At 70.2% G+C, this 26,595-nt stretch carries 24 protein-coding genes and 4 pseudogenes; 13 read left to right on the forward strand and 15 right to left on the reverse strand.

Features of this window, described 5'->3' with window-relative positions; translation table 11 throughout:
* Window positions 1-13: 13 nt before the first annotated feature.
* The 7 genes from ACZ60B_RS09810 to ACZ60B_RS09840 form a co-directional block, all read right to left on the reverse strand.
* Window positions 14-1,309: an MFS transporter gene (locus tag ACZ60B_RS09810; RefSeq protein WP_469385487.1), complete on the reverse strand. Its 1,296-nt coding sequence runs from the start codon at window positions 1,307-1,309 to the stop codon at window positions 14-16.
* On the reverse strand, window positions 1,306-1,845 hold the full coding sequence (locus ACZ60B_RS09815; protein WP_469385488.1) for an ArsR/SmtB family transcription factor: 540 nt from the start codon (window positions 1,843-1,845) through the stop codon (window positions 1,306-1,308). Before ACZ60B_RS09815 ends, ACZ60B_RS09810 begins: the two co-directional genes overlap by 4 nt.
* Before the next feature lie 478 nt (window positions 1,846-2,323).
* Window positions 2,324-2,533, reverse strand: a complete 210-nt coding sequence (locus ACZ60B_RS09820) for a hypothetical protein (RefSeq protein ID WP_469385489.1) — start codon at window positions 2,531-2,533, stop codon at window positions 2,324-2,326.
* A 96-nt stretch (window positions 2,534-2,629) separates the two neighbouring features.
* On the reverse strand, window positions 2,630-3,322 hold the full coding sequence (locus tag ACZ60B_RS09825; RefSeq protein ID WP_469385490.1) for a response regulator: 693 nt from the start codon (window positions 3,320-3,322) through the stop codon (window positions 2,630-2,632).
* Between the two features lie 4 nt (window positions 3,323-3,326).
* On the reverse strand, window positions 3,327-4,544 hold the full coding sequence (locus ACZ60B_RS09830) for a sensor histidine kinase (protein ID WP_469385491.1): 1,218 nt from the start codon (window positions 4,542-4,544) through the stop codon (window positions 3,327-3,329).
* 28 nt (window positions 4,545-4,572) lie between these two features.
* Entirely contained in the window at window positions 4,573-5,451 is an 879-nt protein-coding gene (locus tag ACZ60B_RS09835) for a lysostaphin resistance A-like protein (RefSeq protein WP_469385492.1), read from the reverse strand.
* Between the two features lie 204 nt (window positions 5,452-5,655).
* Window positions 5,656-6,825 carry an RNA-guided endonuclease InsQ/TnpB family protein gene (locus ACZ60B_RS09840; protein WP_469385493.1) on the reverse strand — a complete coding sequence of 390 codons (1,170 nt, stop codon included), beginning with the start codon at window positions 6,823-6,825 and terminating at the stop codon, window positions 5,656-5,658.
* Between the two features lie 8 nt (window positions 6,826-6,833).
* Between ACZ60B_RS09840 and ACZ60B_RS09845 the strand changes: the two are divergent.
* Window positions 6,834-7,004: pseudogene (locus tag ACZ60B_RS09845) on the forward strand (transposase); the annotation flags it as partial.
* A 613-nt stretch (window positions 7,005-7,617) separates the two neighbouring features.
* On the opposite strand, the pseudogene ACZ60B_RS09850 reads toward ACZ60B_RS09845, so the two are convergent.
* Window positions 7,618-7,767, reverse strand: a pseudogene (locus ACZ60B_RS09850) (IS3-like element ISRhosp5 family transposase); the annotation flags it as partial.
* 826 nt (window positions 7,768-8,593) lie between these two features.
* Between ACZ60B_RS09850 and ACZ60B_RS09855 the strand changes: the two are divergent.
* Together ACZ60B_RS09855 and ACZ60B_RS09860 are read left to right on the forward strand one after the other, a co-directional pair.
* Window positions 8,594-9,415, forward strand: coding sequence for a hypothetical protein (locus ACZ60B_RS09855; RefSeq protein WP_469385494.1), 822 nt, complete (start codon window positions 8,594-8,596; stop codon window positions 9,413-9,415).
* A gap of 270 nt (window positions 9,416-9,685) precedes the next feature.
* Window positions 9,686-10,309 carry a DUF6000 family protein gene (locus tag ACZ60B_RS09860; RefSeq protein ID WP_469385495.1) on the forward strand — a complete coding sequence of 208 codons (624 nt, stop codon included), beginning with the start codon at window positions 9,686-9,688 and terminating at the stop codon, window positions 10,307-10,309.
* Window positions 10,310-10,423: 114 nt separating this feature from the next.
* On the opposite strand, the gene ACZ60B_RS09865 is transcribed toward ACZ60B_RS09860, so the two are convergent.
* The gene (locus ACZ60B_RS09865) at window positions 10,424-11,344 is read right to left on the reverse strand and encodes a DMT family transporter (RefSeq protein WP_469385496.1); all 921 of its coding nucleotides are present in this window, start codon (window positions 11,342-11,344) and stop codon (window positions 10,424-10,426) included.
* A gap of 51 nt (window positions 11,345-11,395) precedes the next feature.
* Between ACZ60B_RS09865 and ACZ60B_RS09870 the strand changes: the two genes are divergently transcribed.
* Complete coding sequence (locus ACZ60B_RS09870; protein WP_469385497.1) at window positions 11,396-11,920, forward strand: MarR family winged helix-turn-helix transcriptional regulator; 525 nt, start codon at window positions 11,396-11,398, stop codon at window positions 11,918-11,920.
* Window positions 11,921-12,112: 192 nt separating this feature from the next.
* Here ACZ60B_RS09870 and ACZ60B_RS09875 read toward each other — a convergent pair whose 3' ends face one another.
* Window positions 12,113-13,060, reverse strand: a complete 948-nt coding sequence (locus tag ACZ60B_RS09875) for a LysR family transcriptional regulator (protein WP_469385498.1) — start codon at window positions 13,058-13,060, stop codon at window positions 12,113-12,115.
* A 188-nt stretch (window positions 13,061-13,248) separates the two neighbouring features.
* On the opposite strand from ACZ60B_RS09875, the gene ACZ60B_RS09880 reads away from it, so the two are divergent.
* The 5 genes and pseudogenes from ACZ60B_RS09880 to ACZ60B_RS09900 all read left to right on the forward strand — a co-directional run bounded on the left by ACZ60B_RS09880 (window position 13,249) and on the right by ACZ60B_RS09900 (window position 17,546).
* The gene (locus tag ACZ60B_RS09880; RefSeq protein ID WP_469385499.1) at window positions 13,249-13,776 is read left to right on the forward strand and encodes an SRPBCC family protein; all 528 of its coding nucleotides are present in this window, start codon (window positions 13,249-13,251) and stop codon (window positions 13,774-13,776) included.
* 262 nt (window positions 13,777-14,038) lie between these two features.
* Window positions 14,039-14,334: pseudogene (locus tag ACZ60B_RS09885) on the forward strand (IS5/IS1182 family transposase); the annotation flags it as partial.
* Window positions 14,335-14,400: 66 nt separating this feature from the next.
* Window positions 14,401-14,736: a hypothetical protein gene (locus ACZ60B_RS09890; RefSeq protein ID WP_469385562.1), complete on the forward strand. Its 336-nt coding sequence runs from the start codon at window positions 14,401-14,403 to the stop codon at window positions 14,734-14,736.
* A 229-nt stretch (window positions 14,737-14,965) separates the two neighbouring features.
* Window positions 14,966-16,375 carry a nucleobase:cation symporter-2 family protein gene (locus tag ACZ60B_RS09895; protein WP_469385500.1) on the forward strand — a complete coding sequence of 470 codons (1,410 nt, stop codon included), beginning with the start codon at window positions 14,966-14,968 and terminating at the stop codon, window positions 16,373-16,375.
* A gap of 526 nt (window positions 16,376-16,901) precedes the next feature.
* Window positions 16,902-17,546 (forward strand): hypothetical protein, encoded by a 645-nt coding sequence (locus ACZ60B_RS09900; RefSeq protein WP_469385501.1) that lies wholly within the window; start codon window positions 16,902-16,904, stop codon window positions 17,544-17,546.
* Window positions 17,547-17,796: 250 nt separating this feature from the next.
* Here ACZ60B_RS09900 and ACZ60B_RS09905 read toward each other — a convergent pair whose 3' ends face one another.
* Window positions 17,797-18,525: a DUF4253 domain-containing protein gene (locus tag ACZ60B_RS09905; RefSeq protein ID WP_469385502.1), complete on the reverse strand. Its 729-nt coding sequence runs from the start codon at window positions 18,523-18,525 to the stop codon at window positions 17,797-17,799.
* Window positions 18,526-18,631: 106 nt separating this feature from the next.
* Window positions 18,632-19,513, reverse strand: a complete 882-nt coding sequence (locus tag ACZ60B_RS09910) for a LysR family transcriptional regulator (RefSeq protein ID WP_469385503.1) — start codon at window positions 19,511-19,513, stop codon at window positions 18,632-18,634.
* A gap of 60 nt (window positions 19,514-19,573) precedes the next feature.
* On the opposite strand from ACZ60B_RS09910, the gene ACZ60B_RS09915 reads away from it, so the two are divergent.
* Complete coding sequence (locus tag ACZ60B_RS09915; protein ID WP_469385504.1) at window positions 19,574-19,939, forward strand: DoxX family protein; 366 nt, start codon at window positions 19,574-19,576, stop codon at window positions 19,937-19,939.
* Between the two features lie 356 nt (window positions 19,940-20,295).
* Here ACZ60B_RS09915 and ACZ60B_RS09920 read toward each other — a convergent pair.
* A pseudogene (locus tag ACZ60B_RS09920) lies at window positions 20,296-20,909 on the reverse strand (transposase family protein); the annotation flags it as partial.
* Between the two features lie 37 nt (window positions 20,910-20,946).
* Window positions 20,947-22,116 (reverse strand): FAD-dependent monooxygenase, encoded by a 1,170-nt coding sequence (locus ACZ60B_RS09925; protein ID WP_469385505.1) that lies wholly within the window; start codon window positions 22,114-22,116, stop codon window positions 20,947-20,949.
* 76 nt (window positions 22,117-22,192) lie between these two features.
* Between ACZ60B_RS09925 and ACZ60B_RS09930 the strand changes: the two genes are divergently transcribed.
* Both ACZ60B_RS09930 and ACZ60B_RS09935 read left to right on the forward strand, forming a co-directional pair.
* Window positions 22,193-22,756, forward strand: a complete 564-nt coding sequence (locus ACZ60B_RS09930; RefSeq protein WP_469385506.1) for a TetR/AcrR family transcriptional regulator — start codon at window positions 22,193-22,195, stop codon at window positions 22,754-22,756.
* Complete coding sequence (locus ACZ60B_RS09935; RefSeq protein ID WP_469385507.1) at window positions 22,756-23,574, forward strand: hypothetical protein; 819 nt, start codon at window positions 22,756-22,758, stop codon at window positions 23,572-23,574. The genes ACZ60B_RS09930 and ACZ60B_RS09935 overlap by 1 nt, the downstream gene beginning before the upstream one ends.
* A 374-nt stretch (window positions 23,575-23,948) precedes the next feature.
* Here the strand turns inward: ACZ60B_RS09935 and ACZ60B_RS09940 are convergent, their stop codons facing one another.
* A complete protein-coding gene (locus ACZ60B_RS09940) occupies window positions 23,949-24,374 on the reverse strand; it encodes an SRPBCC family protein (RefSeq protein WP_469385508.1) in 426 nt (141 codons plus the stop codon).
* Between the two features lie 456 nt (window positions 24,375-24,830).
* Between ACZ60B_RS09940 and ACZ60B_RS09945 the strand changes: the two genes are divergently transcribed.
* The gene (locus ACZ60B_RS09945) at window positions 24,831-26,549 is read left to right on the forward strand and encodes a PP2C family protein-serine/threonine phosphatase (RefSeq protein WP_469385509.1); all 1,719 of its coding nucleotides are present in this window, start codon (window positions 24,831-24,833) and stop codon (window positions 26,547-26,549) included.
* The last annotated feature ends 46 nt before the right edge of the window (window positions 26,550-26,595 follow it).

A 26,595-nucleotide genomic window follows, 5' to 3' on the forward strand; every position in this document is an offset into this window, starting at 1 on the left:
ATCGCGGCAGGCGTCACGACAAGTCGGGGGCACTCTCCTGGGCGGGATCCATGGATGCCTGGTAATCCGGATCGCCGGCCGGAGCGGCGGCACGCAGCGCGGCTTCGACCCGGCGGTTGCTGGTCATGGATGCCGTGACGGCCGTCATCGCCAGGAGGAGGCCGGCGGCGGCGTAGAGCGGGGTGCGGATGTCGTAGGCGGTGGCCAGCCAGCCGCCGAGGAAAGCCCCGATGGGGGCGGCGCACATGGCGAGCATGCGGGAGGTGGAGGCGACGCGGCCCATGAGGTGGGCGGGGACGATCGCCTGCCGGAGGGAGGGCGCGAGCACCATGGTGGCGCCCATGCCGGCTCCGCAGACGGCGAGCGCCAGCCCGGCCACGTACGGATTCGGGGCAGCGGCCAGGCCCAGGATGGCAAGCCCTTCGACGGCGGCTGTGCAGGTCAGGGCGGTGCCGGTGCCGAGGCGTCGGCCGAGGTAGGAGGCGGTGCCTGCACCGAGCAGGCCGCCGGTGGCCTCCGCCGTGAGGAGCAGGCCGAAGCCGTAGGTGTCGATGCCGAGTCGGTCGTGCGCGAAGAGGGCGAGGACGGTCTCCACAGCGAGGAAGGCGACGTTCCCGACCGCCGGGCGCAGCGCCAGCCCGAGCAGCACCCGGTCCCGGAAGACGTACGAGGCCCCGGCCCGCGCCTGCCGAAGCAGCGACTCGCGGACCTGCGGCACGGGCCGGGGCATCGCGGGCAGCGTACGGACGAGCAGTGCGGAGAGCATGAACGACAGCGCGTCGGCCAGCAGCGGAACCGCCCGCCCGAGCGCGAGCAGGGCACTGCCCGCAGGCGGCCCCGCGAAGCCGGACATGGCGGTCTGAGCGCCGCGCAGGCGGGAGTTGGCGCGCTCCAGCAGTACGGGGTCGCGGCGGAGCAGATCCGGCAGATAGGCCGTGGCGGCCGTGTCGAAGAAGAGTTGGCCGAGACCGAGCAGGAAGGCGACGGCCGCGAGCAGCGCGATGCTCAGCACGTCGAGCGCGGCCGCCGTCGCGGGTATCGCGAGCAGCACCGCACGTGCCGTGTCCGCGACCCACATCGTGCGCCGACGGTCCCAGCGGTCCACCAGCGCGCCGCCGAGCACCCCGAGGAGTAACCACGGCAGCGTCCCGGCCGCGGTGACGACGGCGAGCGCCATCGGATCCCGTGTCGACGTCAACGCGATCAGCGGCAGCGCGGCGTGCGTCACCCCGTCACCGAGCGACGAAATCGTCTGCGCGGTCCACAGCCGTCCGAACCCGGTCGGCAACTTCCGAATGTCTGCGGTCACTTGGCGCTCTCCTCGGTCTGCTGGCGCGGTGCCGGGTGGAACAGGGCGAAGACGAGTGACGCGTCCGGCAGCGACGGATCGGACAGCTCCTGGTACTCGTCCGCCAGTGCCTGAAGCCGCGCTCCCAGCTGCGCGAACTGCTCCTCGGTGAGCCGCAGATGCGCCATCCGCACGTGCCGCTCGCCGTCTGCGGGCGCTGCCTCCAGGTCCGCCACCGCATGGCGCATCAGCACATCCGGCCCTCCCTCGCCCGGGTCCGGCAGCGCGATCGACCGCGCGGCCATCGCGTAGTACCGCTCGGTGACCCCCCGCACCTTCCGTGTCCGTACCACCTTCACCAGGCCGGCCCGCTCCAGCAGCCGTACGTGATAGCTGGAACTCCCCTTCGCAAGGCCCACGCGTTCGGCGATCTGCGTGATCGTCGCGGGCTCGAAGCGGAGCACGGCCATGATCCGGTGACGCGTGAGATTGGAGACGGCGCGCAGCTGTTCGTCGGTGGTGACGTGAAACGTCTCGGGAAGGTCATCGGCAGGCATGCACGGAATGGTCAACGATTCTTGACCATTGGGCAAGAGGTTTCGCGCGGACTCCCGGAATGCGCTGTCCGGCGCGCGAGGCGTCACCGGGGAACCGGCGTCGCAGCCACCCCGCGATCTGCTCGACAGACCAGCACGGAGCCCGCTTGGCCTCCACCAGTGCACGCAGAACCGGTCGCTGGGCGAGCTTCACCTGCTCGGACCGGCGGCCACGCGCGTAGGCGGCCTGATCGGCGGACGCGGGCCATGTCCCCTGCGGGGGCGTAGCTGATCACTCGGCGGTCCAGGGCCGGCAGGTGGAGGCGCCCGGACAGAGGCTGTCCATGCCCTCGACGGAGGGCAGCGGCGGAGGAACGCGATCCGTTCGTCGTGGAAAACGCGATCCGTTCGTCGTGGAACTCGACGAGGACCGCGGCGGCCAGGAGCCTGTCTCAGTGGCCAGCGAACCGCGCAGCTCTTACGAGTATCCGCTGCGGAGTCACGCGTCATCCCCAGTGAGAGCCAGGCGGACGCCGAGACAGACCAGATACAGCGCGCCTGCGAACTTCAGCACCGAGAACACCACGATCGACCGCGCAACCACGGCTCCCGACCCGAAGGCCACCGACACGGCCTGGATCAGCACCCCGCCGTTGTTGCCCACCGCCGCGGCCCGGTGCGAGCAGTCGCGGAACAGGCTCCCGTCCATGCCTGCGGGTCGGAGAGACCACCAAGGAACGGGCTGGGGCTCCGCCCGGTCTGCCGGGTGGGCAGCGCCGTACCTCGGGCACACGACCATGCCGGTTCACGGCGTGCCCGGCACCAGTCCGACCCGGTAGGCGAGGACGACGGCCTGGACGCGATCGCGCAGGCCGAGTTTCGCCAGGATGCGCGACACGTAGGTCTTGACGGTCTCGGGCGTGATGAACATCGCCGCGGCGATCTCCGCGTTCGACAGCCCCTCGGCGATCAGTTGGAGCACTTCCAGCTCGCGAGGGGTCAGCGCACGCACGACGTCCTGCTTGGCCGGCCGGGCGGTGTCGGCCGGTCGCAGATGCTGGGCGAAGTGGCCGATGAGGCGGCGGGTGACGGCGGGGGCCAGCAGGGCCTCGCCCCGGGCGACGGTCCGGATGCCGTTGACCAGCTCTGCCGGAGGCGCGTCCTTGAGGAGGAAGCCGCTCGCGCCGGCGCGCAACGCGTCGTAGACATAGGCGTCGACGTTGAACGTGGTGACGACCAGGACCTTCGGCGCGCCTTCGGTACCGGGACCGGCCAGTTCTCGCGTCGCCCGGATGCCGTCGAGCAGGGGCATCCGGATGTCCATCACGACCACGTCGGGGCGCAGCCGCCGCGCGGCTTGAACCGCCTCGTGGCCGTTGTCGGCCTCGCCGACGACCTCCATGTCGGGCTGCGCCGAGAAGATGGTGACGTAGCCGGTCCGCACCAGCGCCTGGTCGTCGCAGACGAGCACACGGATCGGGGGCGGCGCATCGCTCACGGGATCACTCCTGGAGGGGCTTGGACGGAATCGTGGCGCGGACCTCGAACCCGCCCTCGGGCCGGGGACCGGCCTCCAGTTCACCATCGAGCATCCGCACCCGTGCACGCAGCCCGGCCAGCCCTCGTCCGCCCGCGGGACCAGGTTTCCGCGTGACCGGTGCGGCGACGGGTCCGTCGGTGCGCACCTCGATCTCGATGTGCTCGTCGCCGTGCCGGAGCAGGACCCGTGTCGTTTTGGCGGCGGCGTACTTCATGGCGTTGGTGAGCGCCTCCTGCACCACCCGGTACGCGGCCAGCTCCACGTCCACGCTCTGCGGCCGCCGCTCGCCCTGCTCGCTGAACTCGACCGGCTGACCCGACCTGCGGGCCTGCTCGACCAGGTCCCCCACCCGTCCCAGGGCGGGTGCCCGGCCCGCACGCGCCAGGTCCGCAGACGCCGACTCGCCCGTCGCCTCCAGGACGCCGAGCAGGTAACGCAGTTCCGTCAGCGCCCGACGACCGGTCTCGCTGACGGCGGTCAGTCCCTCGCCGGCGCGCTCCGGCGCGGACGTGAGCAGGAACTGCGCCGCGTCGGCTTGGACCACCATGGCCGTCACGTGGTGGGTGACCACGTCGTGCAACTCGCGGGCGATCCGCGCCCGCTCCGCGGCCGTGGCCATCTCGGCAGCCAGTCGCCGCCGCTTCGCCTCTTCCTTCCGCCGCGTGCGCACCGTACTGCCCAGCAGCCAGGCCGCGGCCAGAGCCAGGGAGAACGCGAGATAGTCCGGCATGGACAGCGGTGAGCCGAGGCGGTCCAGGACGGCGGCCAACCCGGCGTAGCCCACACTCGCCACGACGGCCAGAGCGGGGCGGAAGCGGACCTGATGGGCGCCGGCGGAGTACAGGGCCAGATACAGCCCCATACTGGCGAACGTCGTCGCGAAGCCCAGCGCCTGGTGCACGGCGAACGCGCCCGCGACACCGGCCAGGCAGGCTGCGGGCCACCTGCGCCGGAGGGCCAGCGGCAGGGTCTGGGCCAGGGCCAGCCCGACGCTCAGCAGGTTCGCCGGCCGCTCGGGCAGATCACCGATCTGCGCACCGAGGTGGGACAGGGTCGGCACGAAGGCCAGCAGGGTGAGCGTCAACGCGAGGATGCCGTCCTTGAGGAAAGCATCCCGCTCCTGCCACCAGTCGAGCGGCGCCTGGAGCAGCGGGAGGCTCCAGGACGCCTGACGGGACATCACTTCCGTTTCCTCCAGTCGACCGCTCTCAGTTGCCCACGCGTCGGCGGGACTTGATCCCACCGTTGCGGTGGGCGAGGACGAGCATCGGGACGGCGAGGGCCACACCGATGAGGATGGGCACGATCGACGTCTCCAGGCCGAAACTGTCGCCGGTCAGAAGGGCGGAGCCGTGGGTGTCGACGGTGAACAGAGCCTCGGGGGTGTGTCCGGAGACCGGGATGCCGAGCAGCTGCTCCGTGGCGTTCCAGGTGAAGTGCAGACCCACGACGAACCAGATGTTACGCCGCCACAGGAACGCGGCTCCAAGCAGGACGCCCGCCTCCAGAGCGATCGCCAGTGTGCTCCGCGCGCTCGCTCCCGGGGCGCCCAGGTGGGCGACGCCGAAGAACAGCGAGGTGATCACGATCGCGGCCCGGCTGCCCCACAGCTGCTCCAGGGCCTGGAAGGCGAGACCGCGGAACAGCAACTCCTCGGCGACCGCGGCGCCTATCTGCACGACGACCGTGGTCCAGACGACCGACATGAAGCCGTTGCCCGCCCAGGAGAACGAGTAGCCTCCGAACGCCGTGATCAGGAGGGCGGAGACGAGGATGAAGCCCAGGCCGATCCCGCCGCCGAGCAGCGCCTCCCGGCCGGCCCCGCGCCGGGCGATCTCCGGCGTGGAGCGTCGTGCGACACGGCGCATGACCCACCAGTACACGGCCACCGCGGCGGCCGCGCCCAGCACCGGCACCGGGCCGGGCCCGGTCGCGGTCAGGCCCGAGACCAGGCCGACGCCGACCATCCCCGTCAGCATCCAGCCGAGCGGAGAGCGCGCGATCCGGCCGAAACGGCCGCCGCGTCCGTCGCGGTCCTTGTCCGGGCCGGAGCCTGTGTCGTGCTGTGTGACGGACGTCGTGTCCATGGTGGCCTCCCCGTAGTGGTCGCACCTGCGGCGACCTGACGACCACGCTAGTAAGACCGCCGACGCACGCGAATCACCCGCACATGGACAACCCCTGTAGCTCTCACGGGGGATGCGCCTCGTCAACTTGACCCGGCCCTGAAGGGTCGGGCTTGGAGGTAGTGCCCAGCCGGCTGCTGGGTTGACTCCTCCGTCCGGACACCTCTATGGGGTGTCTGGGACGCGTGACTCACGCCCCGCGTTCCACACGCTCTCGCCACGGGTGGCGATGTTGTGGGAAGCGTTCCGGTCGGCGTGGGCAACGACCCCGCACCCCCGGCAGATGAAAAGCCCCTGGCCGACACGGTTGCGCCGGTCGACGTGGCCGCACCGGGCACACGTCTGCGACGTGTACGCGGGATCGACGAAGACCAGGGGCACGCCTGCCCGCCTGGCCTTGTAGACGATGAAGTCTGCGAGCTGGGCGAACGCCCAGGAGTGGAGTGCGACCCGTTGGGGCTTGCGGAGCCGTACCCGGTTGCGGATGCCCTTGAGTGCTTCGAGGGACAGGCCGCGCCCGGTGCGTTCAGCCTCGGTCACGATCGTCTTGGCGATGATGTGGTTGGTGTTCGCGGCGTGCCGCGCCTCTTTGCGGGCACGGGCCTTGAGCCGCCGCCTGGCGCTCTTGGTGCGCTTCTTCTGGAGCTTGGCACGCAGGGTGAGCTGTCGCTTGCGGTAGCGGTTGAGACCACGCCCGGCGGCCCGGTAGCCGGTGGAGACGGTGGCGATGTTGACGATGCCGAGGTCCACGCCGATGAAGCCGTCCGGCTCGTACTGCTCGGCCTCGGGCACGTCACAGGTGGCGACGAGGTAGAAGACGCCGTCGCGCTCGATCAGGTCGGATTCGCCCTGCCGGTGCGCCCGGAGCATCCTGAACGCGTCCGGGGAGCACACGAACCGCACGTTCTTGACCCGGCCGCCCACGGTCCAGACGGACACGGTCTGCTGGTCGTACTGCCAGCTCAGACACCGGTCGTCATACGACTGCGCGGCCTGGGGCCGGAACGTGATCGGCCTGGACTCGGCCTTGTGGCGACGCTTCGAGCCTTCCTTGCCGAGATTCCCGGCCCGGATGTTGGCCCTGAGCGTGGTGTACGCGTCGCGCACCTTCTTGATGACGTGCTGCGCGGCCTGCGCTCCCAGCCCCCGCGCTTTGAGCTCGGCATAGGTGTGCTTGCGCAGCTCGTACTCACGCGGCACGCCATGGGCGAACGCCACCTCCGACACCCAGTTCGCGGCGCCATTGACCGTGCGCAGGGTGCGCTCAAACGCGGATGCCTGCACGGCGTCCGGCATGAGCTTGACCTGCGTCACAATCTTCACAGGCCTGATCATATGGCTCTATGTCACCACGGTGGGAGCCAAACCCCGATATCCGCAGGGGTCCTAGCGTCGTCTGCACCCTCCACGCCCACTTGGTCTTCACGCCCAAGTACCGGCGCGGACCATTCACCGACGAGATCCTTCGGCGCTGCGAAGAGATCATGCGGGCCGTGTGCACCAACTTCGGCGCGGAGCCGAGCGATTCGGATGACCTGCCCCGATCGTGCAGCAGACCCGAATGGACCGGTGCACCGGCCTGCACCGCGTGGATCCACGACAGCGACATGGCCCACGTGACCGGCCTCGCAACGAACGGCCTTCGGTGGGAGGCCACGCTCCACCTGGACATTGCCGCTGCACTCATGGTCGAAGATCCCGAGGACCTGGACGACAGCAGCGTCTGGTGGAGCAGCCCCGAGTTCGCCGAGGCGGCGCGACTCATACGCGCGGAACTCGACGCAGAGGTGCCGGACGTCGCCGCAAGCGCCATTGCCTGGGCCGCTTCGGCGGGTGTTGCAGTGCCGGACCTGCAGGCGCGAATAGAGGAGGTACTGCGCTCGAAGCAAGTCTTCGCGGAGGAAGTGTTCTTCGACCTGCTGGATGCGTTGGGCTTTCCCGCTGCCGCAGAACTGCCGTCCCAGCACGAGTAGTTGAGGCTGCTTCACGGCCGGACAGGGCCCGGTTCGTGACGAACGTGGCTCGGACCGCCCCTGCCCGTGATCTCGTCCCGAAGGGCATACTCCGGATGATGACGACTGCCACCCAGCGCGGGGTCATCCTCGTGATCGTGGACACCGGTTGGCATGCGGTGGTGGCCGGCGCAGTTGATCGTTGTCCGTAGGTGATCGGGCTGATCCGGCCGAGGCGGGAGCGCCGTCGGCGGGTGTTGCAGCGGATCGCCCAGCGGAAGACCGAGAGACGGGCCTCGCCGGCTCCGGTCCAGCGCTCGCGGCCCGTTGTCGCTGTGGAACATCGCTCCGCGCAGACCTTCCCCGCCCGACTCGACAAAGGAACGTGTCCAGGCCCCTGTTCGAAGTGATCGTGTTTCGTGCGACGATCCCGGCATGGCCGACCTCGATGCTTCCTCTCCATGGCGCCGTGCAGGTACGGATCGGCTGCGCGGAGCGGCGCCGGTTCGACGGAGTTCCGCAGTCACCGTGCTGGGCGCGTTGCTGGACCGCTCGCTGGTGCAGATCGCCGGGGCTTCCTCGGATGCGCGCGGCTTCGACCGAGAGGCCATCCGCGTGGCGGCGGACGTGTGGGACAACAGCGCCTTTCCGCTGTTTCGGGCGGCGACCGCCGGCACGGTCAGCGGGCGCGAGCGTCGTGCGCAGGCGGTCCTGGAGTGGATGGCCGGCTTCGGTGAGGAAAGGCGGGCCTGGATGCGGGACCAGGCCTCGGTCGCCGGTCACTCGTTGGACGAGCTGTTGGCGCCGGCGAAGCCGTACGTTCCAGGTCGTGACCGTCTGGGGCGGGTGATGGCCCCGGTGACGGTGGTGACGCCGCAGATTGCAGAGTTCCTCGCCACCGATTACGACCTGCCGTCGGCCGAGGTGCGCCACCTGCAGGTCGAACGGGCCGGCAGCCGTCTCATCGGCCATCTCGAACTGGCTGTTGTGCCCGTTCCTGTCCCGTCGACGACGTCGCCTCTTCAGAGGCCGTCACGCTGGACATGCGGCTGCGCGGCATCACCGAGGCCCGCTTCGACTCCCATGACGCCCGGGGCGTCGCCTTCCGAACAGAAGCAGACGGTGTATCGGTCGGCCTCGGAGCCCACGGCATGCTCCGTGCAGCAATGGCCGACCTCCGCCCGGACGACCGCTGCTGGCACCTGTCCGCCGCCGGACGCCGGGCTGACGCGACCACTCCGCCCCGCGACAGCCGGCCTGCCTTGCCCAGCTCCCCGCAGGAGGGACGCCTGGGCGCCAACGCCACGGCCGCCGCGACCCTCCTTCACCGCGCCATGCTGCACATCCGCATGGCCCGCTCCGCCGGGCACGCACACCGCGTCCCGGTGCACGATTTCCTACGGGCCTTCGCCGGAGCGGGCGAGACGATCCTCGCCGCAGGCGCGCACCGCACGTCCCACCACCGTGAAGCCGACTTCCGCGAACTCATCGAGACCTGGGCCCAGCGCGGTGGCCCTGCTCTCGCCGACTGGTTCACCACGGTGCTGTCAGAGACGGCCCATCCAACGGATTTCCTCGCCGGTCTCCGTGCCCGGGCCGCCCGATCGCACTCAGCCGCCGACGCACCACAGCAGCCCACTCCGGACCCCTCGACGGCCCCCGGCCCGCCGTCGGCCGAGCTCCGATCGGCCACGTACACCTCGGCTCACACGCGCTACGGCACTCGCCACAACGCCTCCGCCCTCCTGCACCTGGCCGTGCCGCCCCGCCCCGAGAGCGCTGATGACGCCCCCTGGCGTCTGCGCGCCGTGCAGGGTGCCGACCCCGCCCGTTTCCAGCTGCGGACCGAGGCATTCCAGGGCGCCGGCCATCCCCGCGTCACCGTCGACGACAATGCGGCCCGCCACTTCGTGCTGCGCGATGGAGCCCTCGACATCACTAGCAGGCAAGACCGGATCGGCGATCCGTCGTGAGCATGTCGGTTCGCGCGGAACGGGACAGGCTGACTTCGAGGCCTTCGGCTTCTCCGGTCCGGCCTTCGCGTCGGGCCTCGGCGATGCGTGCATCGAGGTTGATGAGGTCTCGGCGAGGCGAGGCGAGGCGAGACGAGGCGGGGCGGGGCGTCCGGGCCGGATCAGGCCCCAGGAGCGAACAGCGGATGCACGCTTCTCCGAACCAGCGATCGCTACTCGGGGCCCGGAAAACCGCTGGCAACCGGGGCTTGTCCTCACGAGGATGCAGCCATGCGTGATGCCGGCGCCGACCCCGAGCTGACGGACGTGGTCCGTCGGTTCGTCACGCCCGGTCGGCGGTACCTGCGGCTGGGTGGAGGCTCACTGCGGTTGAGCGGGCCTGAGCGCGACCTGTTCGTGCGGGAGCTGGCCCAGGCTGCCGGGGAGATCACTCCCGCTGAACTCGGCCTCCTTTTCGAGGGCGGGTGGCGGGAGTGCAGGACCGCCTCCTGGCTGGTCGCCATGGCCGGCAGGACCGAGTTCCGCAGCCGCATCGGCGAGCTCCTGCCGGCCAGCGCAGGCCCGTACCACGGGGCTCTCTGCATCGCTCTTGCCACCTTCGGCACCAGCGCGGACGCCGATCTGCTCTGCAGACACCTTGATCGCTACTTGCCTCGACCCGACCTCGTCCGGGACCAGACCGGGGTTCTCAGCACACTGCTCCACCTCGATGCCGTCCTTGGGACCGAGCGAGCAGCCCCGTACCTCGCGGCCGGCGGACTATGGCAGCAGTGGACCGCCGCCACGCCGAACACCGTGCGGGATCCGCAGGAGTACCGGCAGGTCGTGGGCCGGCTCTGTTCCTTCGCGGGCGAGTGCGCTGAACTCCTTGCCGGAATGGAAACCAGGCGCTGAGCCTCCCGACCCGACGGCTGGACGCCGACTGCTTCGGACCCCTCGGTAGAGCCAGGTGTGCCGAGCCGGATCGCAGTCGACCGACTCTCCACCCGTACGTCGACTCTCTGATCCTCACGGGCGATCGCGTAGGGAGGGCGCTTGCGCGGGACGCCCGTCGGACACCAGGTGGGGAGACACCTGACTGCTGTCGCGTCGGCCCGCGCGCCTGGGCTGACCCAGGACGACTCCGGCTATCACCAGGACCAGTCCGCACAGTTGCTGAACGGTCAGCACCTCTCCGGCCACTGCCGTACCGAGCAGCACGCCGGTGACGGGGTTGAGCAACCCGATCAGTCCGACCGTCCCTGTGGGCAGGTGCCGCAGCCCGGTGAACCATGCGGCAAAGGCCAGCGCGGTGGCGACCAGGGCGACGTAACCGAACGCGAGGAGGGTCGGGGTGGAGAGCGCGGGCGGTGGGCCCTCCACTGCTGCGGCGACCGGGAGCAGGAACAGACCTCCGGCGGTGAGTTGCCAAGCGGTCGAGGCGAGCACATCGGTGTCGGCACTCCACCGTTTGGTCAGGATGTGGCCGAAGGACGACACCAGCATGGCGGCGGCCGAGGCGAGGACTCCCGGTACGCTCGCGCCTTTCACCCCGGTGAGCAGCATGAGACAGACCCCGCCGAGTCCGATCCCGGCAGCGGTCAAGTGGGTGGTCCGGGGGCGCTCGGACACCAGGGGCCAGGCGATGAGCATCATCGTCAGCGGGGACGCCGCCATGACGGTCGAGGCGATGCTCGTCGGAAGCAGTTGGGAGGCGACGTAGACGAGGACGAAGAACACGCTCATGTTGAGCAGTCCGAGCAGGGCGGACCGCCACCACCACGCGCCGCGCGGCCGCCGTCTGCGCAGGGCGAGGAGCGCCAGGCCCGCGGGCAGTGCCCGCAGGGCGGCCCCGTAGAGGGGGCGGTCGGCCGGCAGGAACTCGTGGGTGACGAAGTAGTTGGTCCCCCAGGCCACCGGCGCGACTGCGGTCAGTGCTACCCAGCGCATATTAGCTTCCATGGAAGCTAATATAACTTCCCGGGAAGCTAATATGGGCACATGGAGCAGGATGAACCGCTGGACCGCGTGGCCCGCATCCAGGCCGACTGGCGCCGCGAGCGCCCCGACATCGACATCGCCCCACAGGGCGTGATCGGCCGACTGCACCGCCTGGCCGACCGGCTCACCGAGGAACTCTGCCTCGTCTACGGCCGCTACGGTCTCAGCGAGGGCGAGTTCGACGTCCTGTGCGCCCTGCGCCGGGCCGGGGATCCCTATGAGCGGGCACCCGGCGAGCTCGCCGCGCACACCATGGTCACCACCGGCGCGATGACGAAGAGAATCGACCGCCTGGAGCGAGCCGGACTCGTCACCCGCCGCCGTTCCGACGACGACCAGCGCGGCCGGATCGTCGCCCTCACCGGACCCGGACGCGAACTGATCGACGAAGCGTTCACGGACCACATGCGCAACGAACGCCACCTGCTGGACCTGCTCACGCCCACCGAGGCCGAGTCACTCGAAACGCTCCTCACGACCTGGCTCTCCGGCATGGAGCATCCGCGCACTCCCGGGCGCGGGTGACCCGCCCGCCGCGACGAGTCCGCCCTGGTGGGTGGTCGCGCTTACTCGTGCTCCTGTTGCCGACGTTCGTCGTCGGCCCGTTCGTCGTCGGCGTCGGTCCTGCGGCCGAAGGCGCCGGGTCGGGGAGGGACCGACCAGGCGCGTGACGGTGTTGCCTACAGCGTTTCTTTGCGGGCTCCGCCCCCGGCGCGGCTACCAGGTGCGGGCCGCGGTCTGGAGGCGGTCGCGGACGCGCTGGACGTCGGGATTGGCGTCGGCGCCCGGACGCTGGACCAGGAAGAGGGTGTTCAGCGGCGGCTCCTGCGGGTCGTGCAGCAGGGCGAGGCGGCCGGAGTCGATGTACTCCTGGCACAGGGAACGGGGCAGCACGCTGTATCCGGCGCCCGAGTTGACCGCGGACAGGACGGCGTAGAGGTTCGGCACGGTGACGGCGGCGCGGGCGGTGAGTTGTCTGCCCAGGACGGTGCGCCAGTAGCGGCGGACGATCGGCAGGTCCTCGGCGTACGTCACCAGGGGGACGCCACGCAGCGCCGCGCACAGGGCGTCGGTCCCGGAGTGCCCGGCGGCGCTTTCGGCCCAGGCGGGGTTCGCGACCAGCAGGTACTCCTCGTCAGCCAGGGGAAACGATTCCAGGGCCCGGCCGCGTGGCCGGCGGGTGGTGATCACGAGATCGTGCCGGCCCGAGCGCATCTCCTCCAGAAGCGGCTCGGGCAGGCCCTGGGCGATGCGGAGCTGAACTCCGTCGGTGACCAGCGGTGCGAGGGCGGGCAGGGCACGCACGCAGAGCAGTTCCGAAGGCCCGGCCAGGTGGACGGGGGCCGCCGCGGCCTTGGAGTGCTCCAGTGAGGCCAGCTCGTCGAGCGGGGCGGCGATCTGTGCCGCGAGTTCGTGAGCGTAGGGCGTGGGTTCCACGCCGCGCGGCAGCCGGGTGAAGAGTTCGCGCCCGTTGTGCTGCTCCAGGGTGCGGATCTGGGCTGTCACGGTGGGCTGGGACAGGCCGAGCCGGGGCGCCGCCGCGGTGAACGATCCCGAGCGGTACACGGCCAGGAACGTGCGCAGCAGGTTCAGGTCCGCGTGCGGGGGCAGGGGGTGGCCGTCGGCGGCAGGGGCTGTGCCGGGCGTGAGCGACTGGTTCTTCACGGCTTCCACCCTAGCGAGACTTGCCATCGGAGTGCCGATATCAGAAATAGCCTTCCCTATTGGTATCCATATGGACGGGAGGCCTACTGTCGAAGACGTCACCGGTCCGGCCGGAGACGACGAACCGCGAGAGCGGCAAGCCACGCCCGGCGAGAGCCCCTCGCAGACCCCTCCTGGAGAGAGCCCCCATGACCACGCAGAACGCGATCAACTGGCCCGAGAAGTACCTGCCCGGCACCGGTGACAACTTCGTCTCCAACGAGGTCGTCGTCCGCGGCATCACCGCCGCCCAGGTGTGGCGCTTCCTGACCGACACCTCCACCTGGGAGTCGTACTACGACAACGTCGCGGACATCTCCTTCCCGAGCGGCGACGGTCCCGTCCTCGGGGAAGGCCTCCTCTTCGGCTTCGGCACCTTCGGCTTCCCGCCCCTGGACGCCCGCGTCGTGGAGTTCCAGGCACCCGCCGCCGGTGTCCCCGGCCGCCTGTCCTGGACCGCGAAGCAGGACGGCACCCCCGATGAGCAGCTCGACGTGCTGCACGCCTGGCTGGTGGAGGACCTGCCCGGCGACCGGGTACGCATCCTCACCCAGGAGACCCAGATCGGTCGGCCGGCCGCGGAACTGGCCGAACAGCTCCCGAACCCGATGCTCAACGGTCACCAGGCATGGCTGGACGGACTGGTCCGCGCCGCTTCCGGCAAGCTCGGCCACTGACCGCAGCCACGAGAACCGGGAGCGGCGCGGGCGCCTGCTCCCCTTGGCGAAGGCGGGCAGACCGCGGGATTGTGGCGGCTGCGGGGGCCCAGGAGGTGCCGCTGCCACCTGCTGGGCCCGGCGAGGTCGAGCCGTACGCCTCCTCGTCGTGATGGGGCACCACTGGTCCGTCCGCGCCGCGGTCCGGGATCTCGTGCCACGGCGCCGACTCACGTACCGCGTCACGGGCCCGTGGCACATCATGGGCGACACGTCCACGCGTCAGGTCCTGATCCCGCCCATGAAGGGCATACCTCCGATCCGGTCCCGCCGAGGCCCTCGCCGGCGCAAGCCCGACAGGCTCCATGCCGACAACGGCCACGACTGCCGTCACCTGCGGCAACGGCTGCCACAGCGAGGGATCCAGCACCGCATTGCCCGCAGGGGCGGCGAGACCTCACAGCGATGGGTCGATACCGCCGGACCATCGAACGGACCATGGCCAGGCTCTCCGGCTGCCGCCGACTCCGCCGCGGTCACGAGCGCAAGGCCGAACACTCCCTCGCCTGCACGAGCCTTCCTTGCCCGCACGCTCGTCCGCTACCGCCGCATGAGCTCCTGAGCACACCCCTCAGACACTGCCGCGTGCAGGAGTATGGCCTGGTGATCAGATCCGAGCAGATCCAGAATGCAGCCCTTCTCTGGCAGGAACACCGCGATGCGGAGTTCCCCGCCGACCTGCGGGGCGTCGAGTTCGAAGACATCGACATGGTGCTGCTCGATGCGGACACCGCAGGTTGCGCCTGCACCTGGCTCGACAACGGTGGCGGCCTCGATCCACGGCACAGGCGCATCCTCCAGATCTGCATCGAAGACTTGGATCGAGTGATTCCGCAGATCAGCGACCCATCAGGCCGGCGGTACTACAAGCGCTTGCACCAACTCGCCCTGCTCATTTCGGTTACGCCCGACGCCAAATGAGATGACTTCCAAGAGTGGTTGCCCATGCGGCACGGGTGATCGTGAATGCCCGGCCACAGCAAAAGCAACACCGCTGTTCGGCCATGGAAATGCGGGTGAAACTCCGTCAACAAAAAGTTGAACCGCTGTTCCGGCCAACGGGCCCCACACCCCGTCCGGTTCCTCACCCCCTCGGGGGCTGCTGCTCTTCCCTTGTCCTGAAGCTCCGCTTCGCCTCCGGAGGCTCGCTGTGTCCCAGCCCTCTGACGCATCCGCGTCCGAACCCGCCACCGAACCCGCCCGGCACCCGGTCGACGAGGTCCTGCCGCCCGCGCGGCTCGGTCTGCTCGGTCTCCAGCACGTGCTGGTCATGTACACCGGCTGCGTCACCGTCCCGCTGGTCTTCGGAGCGGCGGCCGAGCTCGACACCTCCACCATCGGCCTGCTGATCAACGCCGATCTGCTGGTGGCCGGTCTGGTGACGCTCCTTCAGGCGCTCGGCGTCGGCAGGGTGCTGGGCGTGCGGCTGCCGGTGGTCGCGGGGGCCACCTTCACCGCCGTCACTCCGATGATCCTGATCGCGGGCGAGTACGGCATGCAGGCGGTCTACGGCTCGATGATCGCGGCCGGCGTCTTCGGCCTGCTGGTCGCCGTCCCCTTCGCCCGCGCGGTGCGGTTCTTCCCACCCCTGGTCAGCGGCTCCGTCATCACCGTCATCGGGCTGTCGCTGATCGGGGTGGCAGCCGGACTGATCGCCGGGCAGGACTCCACGGCCAAGGACTACGCCGCTCCCGGCCGTCTCGCGCTGGCCGGCGGCATCGTGCTGCTGATCGTCCTGGTCAACCGCTACACCAGCGGCTTCCTCTCCCAGCTCGGTGTCCTGCTCGGTCTGGTCGTCGGCACGCTCGTCGCCGTCCCCATGGGACTGACGGACTTCTCCTCCGTGGGCGGCTCCGGCTGGTTCGGGCTGGCGTCCCCGTTCCACTTCGGCTCCCCGCGCTTCCCCGTCGCGGCGGTCATCTCCATGTGCGTGGTCATGCTGGTGACGTTCACCGAGTCGACCGCCGACATGCTCGCCGTCGGCGAGATGACCGGACGCCCGCTCTCCCGGAAGGACCTGGCCCGCGGCCTGGCCGCCGACGGTGTCTCCGGCATCTTCGGCGGCATCATGAACGGCTTCCTGGACACCGTCTTCGCCCAGAACGTCGGCCTGGTCGGCATGACCAAGGTCCGCAGCCGCTACGTCGCTGCCGTCGCGGGCGGCATCCTGGTCGCCCTCGCCCTCGTCCCGAAGCTCGGCGAGATCGTGGCCTCCCTGCCCGGGCCGGTCATCGGCGGCGCCGGACTGGTCATGTTCGCCACCGTCACCTCGGTCGGCATCGACACCCTGCGCAAGGTGGAGTTCGAGGGCACCAGCAACCTGCTGGTCGTCGCCGTCTCCATAGGCGTCGGCATGCTCCCGGTCGTCGCGCCGTCCTTCTACCACGCCTTCCCGACCTGGGTGCAGATCATCGGCGGCAGCGCCATCACCAGCGCGACCGTCGCCGCGTTCCTGCTGAACCTGCTGTTCAACCACACTCCTGGCAGGAAGAAGGCCGTGCCGGAACCTGAGTCCGGGCCTGCCGAGACGGTTGCCGCTGACGCCGCTCCCGCTCCCTGAGCCCGGCACCGCGGCAGTGGACATCGGCACAGGCTCCGGGAAGCATGCCTCTTCCCTGAGCCTGTGCCTGTCCCGCTCAACTCAGCTCAGCTCAGCTCAGCCGAACGGTCTGCTCGACCGGCAGATCCGATCCGCCGTCTCTGCGCGCCGATGCCGAACTCGAGGGCGACGCCCGCCGCTTCCCTCTCGGTCGTCATCCGCGACATGGTCGCAAGCCCCCTCATCCTGTTCCTGGATCGGCGTCGACAATCGACAGCAAGGAGGTGCGGCCGCCAGATGTTGGAGCTGCTGGGGGCCGTGACCGGCGGCTACCCACCGCCCGCTACCATTCGTTCGCATGATGAGGCGGGGGTGGCGGCTGGGTGCCGTTGCGTTGCTGGCGGCGATCTGCGCTTCCGGTCCACCACGCCCGGAGGTCATCCGCACGGCGTCGGACCTCGGCCCCCTCCCGGCCGACCGCTACGACTACACGTCACAGGACTATCGACGATCGCAGCGGGCAACGGCGTTGCTGCTCCGGCAGTGCATGTCGGAGCATGGTCACCCGGGCTTCCCGCTCGACCCCCGCTACCCCAGCGACCCCATCGCCGTCACCGCCGTCAGCACCAGCTACGGCGTCCTGGATCTCGCCGCCGCCCGCCGCTGGGGCTACGGCTGGGACCCGGCAAAGCCCCTGGTTCCACAGCCGAAGGGCCGCCGGATGACCAACGCCGAGTACGCGGACCTCCCCGCTTGCAACGCCGACGCGAACCGGCGGCTCCTGCGCGGCATCGACCTCGAGCGGGACTGGCTCTACGCAACCACACGGGCGATCGAGGTCGACAAGGCGGTCAAGCGCGACCCTCGCCTCCGCGCGGCCTGGACGAAGTGGTCCCGCTGTATGGCACAACAGGGATTCCCGCACTATCCCGATCCCGTCACGGCGTACACGGACACCGCCTGGCAGCGGGACGGCACCGGCAACACCCGGCATACGCAGCGGGAACGCGCCACCGCCGTCGTGGACGTCGCCTGCAAGCGGCGCCACCATACAGCCGAACTCTGGCACGCCGTACAGGCGCAGAAGCAGGCCGTGGACATCACACAGCACCGCGACCGCTACGCCGCAGGGCTGCAGGCGCTGCGGACGTACCGGGCCAACATCACTGACGTGCTCCGCAAGCTCGGCTGAAGACCGCATCGGTCAAGGACCGCAGAACCGGACGTGCTGTCCCTTCCTGTCCTCGTGCCACCGCCGGGAAGCCGGCACCGCGCCGTGAAATGACGACCGATCGTCGACGAACGGGAGGTCCTGGCCGACGTGTTCGATGAGGGGTCGGCAGTTGACCCTCGGTTTCTGCCGGGGCCCGGACGCTTCCTCGCCTTCGCAGGCATCGCCGCCACGCTCATCTGCCACCGCCGCCTCGGCAGGCAGAGGATCCTCAGTCCCACCAGAACCGCCATTCGCGACGCTTCATGAGGTCCTCGTGATACGTGGACCAGTCCAGGTCGGGGTCCTCGTGGAAGACGTCCGGGCAGGCGAGGTAGTGCTCCGCGGCGAGGATCTGGGCCTGTTGAAGGTCCGCCGGCCGGGCAGCGACCGAGACGTACAGGCTTCCGTGCCCAAAGCCCACGACACGGAGACCGAACCGGTCCTCCCAGGAGCGCAGCACCGCCGACAGTTCGCGCGCGGTCATGTGATTCGTCATCCCGCGCCAGTTCAGGGCGGCGGGCGCATCAGCACCCCGCGTGACCTGGACAAGTGCGAGACATCGGGCTCGGCCGTCGCGGACGACAGCGGTCGCCGCTTCACCCGCGCACACGTCCACGTCGGTCACCGCCGCGGCAGGCGACGCGAGACCGGGCCACTCCGTGAGGTAGGGCCAGGGATCGTCCGTCCACTCGCTCCGGAAGTACGAGGTGGCATCGGCGTCAGCCCCGTAGCCACCGCCCACGGGCTCGAACGAGTCGTCGGGGTACTCGAGCAACAGCGGATACAGGCCGGTCTCACGGCGACGGGCGTACAGCAGCTTCCACCGGTCGGCCGCGTCCATGACCGGTCCGTCGCTCATCCACATCACCGGATATGGGGCGTGACACGGTCCCATCAGCCGGCCGGGCGGCAGGTCGTCCAGCAGCTGTCTGTGATCTTCGCTCAAGGGCTCGGGCATGACCGGAATCTACGCGGCACCTCTGACAGAGCCATCGGAAACGATGTCTCGAGGTCTCCCCCGCGACGCGATCCTCGGTGGCGCCGGCGGTCTGTCCGCCCCGTCGTCAACTCCGGCTCAGGCACCGTGCGATGGCCTCCAGCAGTTCGTCCAGCGCCGCCTCGTGCGTCCGCCCCTCGGGCCGGGCCAGTCCCACCCGGCTCGGTGAGACCCCGCGGACGGGACGGAACACCACGTCGGGACGACAGTAGAAACGGGCCGCCGACGCCGGGGCCAGCGCCACGCAGCCGCCGGCCACCGCTCCGAGCCACTCGTCGGGACGGTTGGTGACAGCGCCGACCCGGACAGGGTGCCCGTCCCGCTCCTCCGCCGCCAGCCAGTGCTCCCTCCAGGCCCCGGCCTCCGCTCCGGCCGCGACGAACGGCTCGTCCCACAGCTCCCGGAACTCCACCGTCTCGCCGGCCGCCAGCGGATGCCCAGCCGGTAGCAGCACCCCACGCTCCTCGACGAACAACTCCCGCACCGCAAAACTCTCCTGCCCCGGAAACGGCAGACGCACCACTGCCGCATCCGCATCGCCCCGGGCCAGACCGGCGCTCGGGTCCGACCAGTCGAACTGCCGCAGTTCCACCCGCCACTCCGGCTGCGCCTGACGGAACTCGGCGATGACCTCGGAAACGGCACCCAATGCGCCCGCGTCCAGGAAGCCCAGGCGCAGCACCCGCGCCGCCCGGCCGGTTGCCCGCACCGCCTCGTCCCAGCCCCGCAGCAGTTCGGGCACCCGCGAGGCGAGTTCACGACCGGCCTCGGTCAGCGCCATCCCCGACCGCGAGCGCGTGAAGAGCCGTACCCCGAGATCGTCCTCCAGGCGCCGGATCTGCTTGGTCAGCGCAGGCTGCGAGACGAACAGCCGATCCGCCGCCCCGGTCAGGCTGCCCTCCTCCGCCACCGCGGCGAAGTACCGGAGCAAACGCGTGTGCACATCCATGCCGCCAGGTTATAGAAGCAGGTATTGGACGGTGTCGCAGGGCCCGCGGAGCCTGAAGGCATGACCGGTACCCAGCTCGCGCTCCTCATCGTCACCCTGCTCACCGCCGCCATGAACATCGGAATGGCCGCCGCCGACCTCGCCGGGGCACGCTTCGTGCTGGCCAACTCGGCGCACGTGGGTGTCCCCCGGTCCTGGCTGCCCCGGCTGGCCGCCCTCAAGCTGGCCGGTGCGGCGGGCCTCCTCCTCGGCCTCTTCGAGGCCGCGCCGCGCCCCCTGGGTGTCGTCGCGGCCGGCGGCCTCGTCCTGCTGTACCTGGGCGCGCTCGGCTTCCATCTGCGCGCCCGCGTACTCCACAACCTCGCGTTTCCCGGCTTCTACCTCGCCACCGCCGTGGCCTCGCTGGCCTTGACGGTGTCCTCCTGATGGCGGCACCCGAAACCCTCGTTCTCTCGAAGACCGCCGGGCAAGGTGCCGGGCGGCCCCACAGCGCCCCTTCCGTCACCCGAGTCGTTCGGGAATCCCCGGCCCCCGTTGCCCGACCTGGTCCGTGCCCTGTCCCAGCTCGAAGAACGCCGACCGGCCCGCTCGCCCGCGTAGGCGCTCACCCGTGGGCCGTGCGGCGCCGACGGTACGCGCGCCGCGGAGCGGCCGTCGCCACGACCGACCAGGGCCCCGGCACAGCAAGTGTTCGGGGAGCCACCGGGCTGTGCGGCTGCTGCCCGCAACGCGACCAACGCGGCGGCGGCAGCGCGGGCCTCCGGCGTCGGTGTCAGCGGGTGGACTCGGGCGATGCACCGCTCGACTGCATCGCGCTCCTTGCAGGCCTCGGCGTCGAATCCGGGCGGCCGGTCACCGGCGCGCCCCCGCCGCAGGCGGTGGCCGATCTGGTCAGCGGGCTGCGGGCTGCGGGCTGCGGGCTGCGGGCTGCGGGCTGCGGGCTGCGGGCTGCGGGCTGCGGGCTGCGGGCTGACCGCACGGATACCGCGTCGACGGAGGTGTCGACGAATGGCGCGGGAAGAGCAGGCGCGATCCGCGAGGACGACCGCAGCGCGGCTTCCTGGCCTGCCGAGTCCGCTCCGCGGGATCCGGATTCCGACCATGACCGCCTCGAAGGCCGGCGCGTCACCGGCCTGTCCCGCTGTGACATGGACGGAGGTCGTGCCCGGCCGTCACTGGCAAGGTGGACCTTCGTGCGCAAACCGCCGCGGGAGCGTCCGAGCGCGTGATCCTCGGGCTCGAACCGACCGGACGCCCTCTCTTCCCGGCTCCGGCCGAATGCTGGTGAGCCCGGCAGACGGTGGTCGGCCCGCCGTCGTCCACGGACAGGATCGGCCGGCATCAACGGCTCGATCCGGTCCCACATCGCATCAGTGATCACTAACCGGACAGACACATCCGATCGACCGATCGAGCCGTCGAAGAGAACCGCCCTAGAGGGGCCGGGAGTAGTCCGGCAGCGAGGCGGTGTTCCTCGCCTGCAAGCGGCGGTCCAGTTCCCCGAGCGCGTTCATGAGCGGGAGGCGGGCGAAGGTGTCGCGGACGAACCGGCCGCCGGCGGTCCTGGGGATCATCATGCGGACGTTGGGCCCGATCTGCTGCCTGCGGTCGACCAGCGGGCGGTGGACGGCGTGGTAGCGGGCGAGGGCGATGCGGTGGTCGCCGTCTGCGACGGCCAGCTCCCCGGCCAGGCGGTAGGCACCGACGAGGGCCAGTTCCGCGCCTGCGCCCGAGGCGGGGGACGCGCACCAGGCGGCGTCCCCGACCAGCGCGACGCGGCCGTAATGCCAGGATGTCATCCTGACCTGGCCCAGGGCGTCGAAGTAGAACTCCGGGTCGGCGAGAGCCGAGTCGAGAAGTTCCCGGGTCCGCCATGACCTGTCACCGGCGAACCGTTCGCTGATCAGGCGCTTGTGTTCGGTGACGTCTCGACGGTCGTACTTCAGCGGCGCGGAGCGGTACATGAAATAGGCCTTGGCCTGGGTGTGGTTTCCGGAACGGTAGATCCCGGTCATGCGGCCCGGAGTGTTGAACATCGTCACCCAGCGGTCCTCACCCAGGGAGGCGTCGGCGTCCGCGAAGGCGAAGTAGTGATCTTTGAAGTGGACGAACCGTTCCTCCGGCCCGAAGGCGAGCTGTCGGACGGTGGAGTGCATTCCGTCGGCGCCGACGACCAGGTGGAAGCGGCGGGCGGGTGCTCGTTCGAAGGTGACGAGCACGCCGTCGTCGTCCTGCTCCAGGCACCGGACGGAGTCGTTGAACAGGTATTCGGTGACGGTCACTTCATCCAGCAGCCGGACCAGGTCGCCTCGCATGATCTCCACGGAGGCCGCGTCGCGTGTACCGACGCGGGCGACGGTCCGGTTCGAGGAGTCGACGAACTTCACCCCCTGGACGTCGGTGGCCAGCTCGCGGACCCGTGACATGATCCCCATCCGCTCGGCGACTTCGACGGCGTGGCCGCGTACGTCCACCCCGTTGCCGCCGGTGCGTAGTGCCGGAGCCCGCTCGACCACCGTGGTCCGGAAGCCGTGCCGGGCCAGCCAGTGGGCCAGGGTCAGACCGGCGATGCTTGCTCCGCAGATCAGGATCTGCTCGCTCATGGGCGGCCGCTTTCCCGTTAGACTAAGTGAAATAGGCGTTCCAATAAATTATGTGGAAGGCGCGTTTCACTTGTCAATGTCCTCCGGAACCCCGCGCCGGGCCGACGCCTTGCGCAACCGCCGGCTCGCACTCGACGCGGCGACCGCTCTGCTGGCCGAACCCGGCACACCTCTCACCGTGGAGACCATCGCCAGGAGGGCGGGGCTGGGGGCAGCCACCGTCGTGCGCACGTTCGGCGGCAAGGACGCCCTCCTCGACGCGGCGGTCTCCGCTCTGCTCGCCCCGGTCGTCCAGCGTGCCCGCGACCTGCTCGCCGGGACGACGCCGGCACAGGCCCTGGACCTCTTCCTCCCCGAGCTGATCGCCTTCCAGGCCGCACACCACTCCGTCAGCGACCAGTTGGGGGGCCTGAACATGCCCGCGACCAACGCCCTGCGCGGCGACCTCGCCCGCGTGATGGAAGAGATGGTCGAAGGAGCTCAGCGCGACGGCGCGGTCCGCACCGACATCGATCCCGCTGTCACGACCAGCCTGATCGGCCGAACCGCCCTCGCGATCGCCCACGCTCAGCCGTCTTCCCGGCAACTCGTCGACGCCTACCTCACGGTGCTGCTGCAGGGCCTCCGTCCCCCCACCTGATGCAGCGGCCGGCACCTGCCCAGCCCGACGTCCGCGTCACGGTCCGCACGCCGGGGCCCGCACCGGTCCAGGCACATGGCTGCGGCGTCGTCCTGCAGGTGGTGGCGGGTGGCGTCGGCGACTGCCGCGGTCAGGGCCGTGGTGAGGATGCGTACGATCGCGCGAGGGTGTTCGACTGCGGGTTGTGGACGATGCCGGGTGGGCCGGGGACGGAGCAAGCCATCGCCCGGCCGTCCGCGAACCGGTCGGCATCACAGGGAATGCCGGGCATCAGCTTTGGAGTGGGTGACGAGATGAGCGTGGACTTCTTCTGGCGGCGTGTGTCCGGCAAGTCGTTGGACGAGCTCTCGCCGAAGGAGCTGGGCGCGCTGGTGCCGCACTGGTTCGATTCGGAGTTCAAGCCGCTCCGCGAGGCGGGCATGGTGATGGCCGTGGAGCGCAACGGCTGCTTGATGCACTTCGCGTTGACGGCGGGCGGTGCGACCTCGGGTGACGTTGCGGAGCTGCCGGTCTTCGGGGGTGAGCAACGTGCCTGGGGCAAGGAAGTCGCTGCTTATGGGGTCGTCGAGATGGAGCTGAGGGTGCTTCGCCGCGACGAGGTTCGGGACGCCTCGGCCTTTCTGCGTCATGTCGCGGTCGACGACCTGGTGAAGGGCCTGGACGTCGCGTTGGCAGGGGAGGTCAGGTCCTTGGGCTTCGCCACGCCTTGGAGCCAGGAATGGGCAGCGGATCTGGTTGCCGACCTGAAGGAACTGAAGGATTTCTTCGCTGCGGCCGCAGCCGCGGGCGACGCGGTGATCAAGTTCGAGTCAGCTTGAATCAGTACCGGCGACGAGGGCGAGACGGCTCTCGCTGTCTCGGCACCGACGCCCCCGCCCCCGAACTCGTCGAGGACTTCGACGCCCTCGCCTCTCTCGTCGCGGAACTCGACGACCGTGAACGGCGCATCGTTCACATGCCGTTCGTCGACGCACTCACCCAGGCCCGCGCATGGAGACGGCGGGAAGGGGTCCGGCGGTGGGCCACTTCGAGCCCACCGCCGGCGTCACGTGTCCTGGCACGGTGCTGGTCAGTGCGGTGCCCAGCGCTCGGCTTCACGTCGGTATGTCAAGGACGAACGCTCCACGATGGCCCTTCGCCGCCAACTCGAGTACCTCCGGACGGCGTTCGACGCCCGGACGCCGCGAAGCCGTCATGTGGCGGCCGCGGTTTCGGCGAGCTTCTGGAATTCACCCAGGTCGTAGTTGGCCAGGACGGAGTCGAGGTTGGTGAGTGCGCCCAGGTGCTCCACGAATCCCTTCGGGTCGTACTCGATCTGCAGGGTGACGCGGCTCGAGGTGTCGCTCAGCCGGTGGAACGTCACGACACCCGCATGGTGGACGCCCTGGACGGTGTGCCAGGCGATCCGCTCCGCGGGGATCACCTCGGTCAGTTCGGCGACGAAGTTCTTGTCCGCCCCCGGCAAGGACAGTTGCCAGGCGAAGCGGCCTTCGCCCAGCGGCTCCACCAGACGGACGTGGCTCAGGAAGGCGGGCCACCGCGTCACATCGCTCCACAAGTCCCAGGCGACGGACACGGGGGCTTGGATGTCGACGGTCTCCACCAGGGAAGCAGACACGCAGATACCTCTCTCGTCCTCGGGTCGACGCCGGGCGGCGACGAATCGGTGAAACCCGGTTACCCACGCGCGTGCGCCTCATACGGCACTCCCCTGCACCGCCGATTCCTCCGATTCCGCCGGCACGGCCTGCGCCCCTCGCAGGCCCGGCGGCAAGAATGCTCGGCCCGGCGGCAGGAGCCGCGGGACGCCGCCCGGACTCCGCAGGAGCGGACGGCCTTGCTCGCCTTGGCCCGGCACTCACCGCGGAGGGCGGTCGCCCCCAGGTCGCGGCGGCCGGACGCTCCAGCCGCGTCCGCCAGGAAGCACCTGCTGCATATGGCGCCAAGGCTTACCGGACGTGTTTGAGAGCAGGGCAGGATTCGGCGAAGCTGGGGCACTCGCGGAAAGCGAAGACCGTACAGCGAACTCCCTGCTTCGCCAGCAGGAAGCAGCCGATCAGCAAGGGGACGAAGGATGGCAGCGCCGGAGCACGGGGAGCCCGACGAAAGAGTTCCCGCGGCCGCACACTCTGCCGCGCTCACGAGGGCTCTGGAGGCCATCAGGGCCGGGGCGTACATCGTCGACGAGCGGGGTCGCATCATCGCGGTCAACGCCCACGCCGAGGACCTGCTGGCCCGGCCGGCCGGCGACCTGCTCGGCCATGACGCACACGACCTGCTGCACAGGGACGCCCACGGTCGTCCTCTGGCGGCGACACAGTGCCGTATGAGGCAGGCTTTCCACGCCCGCCGCGTCGCCCAGGCGGAGACGGACCACTTCGTACGCGGAGACGGATCTGTGCTGCCGATCTCCTGGACGATCACCCCCTACGACATCGAAGGCGAGGCGAGCGGCACCCTGGTGGTCTTCGAGGCCTCCGCCCGAGCGCCGGAAGCGGGTTCTCGGCCGGAGGCGGTGGACGGGCCGCTGCCGGAGCTGGAGCGGCTCGCCCTGCTGGCGGAGACCACCACGCGGCTGACCTCGACCCTGGACGTCGAGGAGACGCTGCGCCGGCTGGTGGCGCTGGTGGTACCGCGACTGGCGGACTGGACCGTCATCGACTTGATCACCGAGCACGACGAGGTCTGGCGCAAGGCAGTCGTCCACGCCGAGGGCGACACGCTGGTCTATCACGAGGACCTCCAGGGCCCGATGCCGCCGATCCCCAAGGAGTCCCCGATGCCGCTGTCCCGGGCGCTGCGCGGAGTGGCGTCCGCTCTGGCCGGACCCCAGACCTACCAGCGGCAGCCGGACTCCGGCATCGCGGTGGAGCAGCGCCGCTTGTTCGACGCCACCGGTATCCGCTCGGCAGCCATCACCCCCATCCGCAGCCCCCGCGAGGTCCTGGGAGCCCTCACCCTGGGACGCGCCGACGATCGGGCGGACTTCACCCCCACCGATCTGCCCCTGATCGAGGACATCACCCGCCGGGCCGGCCTCGCCCTGGACAACGCCCGCCTCTACCAGCGCCAGCGCAAGGTCGCCGAGACCATGCAGAACCATCTGCTGCCCCAGATGCCGCGCGTGCCCGGTCTGGAGATGACCGTCCGCTACCTGCCCGCGCCCGACGCCTCGCAGGTCGGCGGCGACTGGTACGACGCCTTCCCGCTGTCCGACGGCGCCACCGCCCTTGCCATCGGCGACGTCGTGGGACACGATCTGGAAGCCGCGGCAGGCATGGCGCAGGTCCGCAACATGCTGCGCGCCTACGCCTGGTCCCAGACGAAGCCCCCCAGCCGGATCATCGAACGGCTCGACGAAGCGATCCGGCACATCACCGATGTCACCATGGCCACCATGGTCCTCGCCCGCCTGGAGGAGGAGGGTCATGGTCATTGGAAGCTGTCCTGGAGCAACGCCGGCCATCCGCCGCCCCTGTTGATCAGCCACGACGGCTTGGCCGAGTACCTCACCGACGGCCACGGCATCCTCCTGGGCGTCCAAGCGGGCCGTCGCCCCGACGCCACCGTCCTGCTGCCGCCCGGATCCACCCTCGTGCTCTACACCGACGGCCTCATCGAAGAACTCGGCCACACCCTCGACGACGGCCTGCAACGGCTGCGTCGGCACGCCGCCGCCCTCGCCCACCGCCCTCTGACCTCGTTCACCGACCAACTGCTGCACCGAGTCCGGCCCGCCGAGAACGACGACGACGTCGCCCTCCTCGCCCTGCGGACACCTGCCCCGGCATGACCTGGCTGGACCGCCGGGGCCGAACCGGTCAACTGCGGGCCCCCGG

This window comes from Streptomyces sp. NPDC104096 (genome assembly GCF_055584385.1).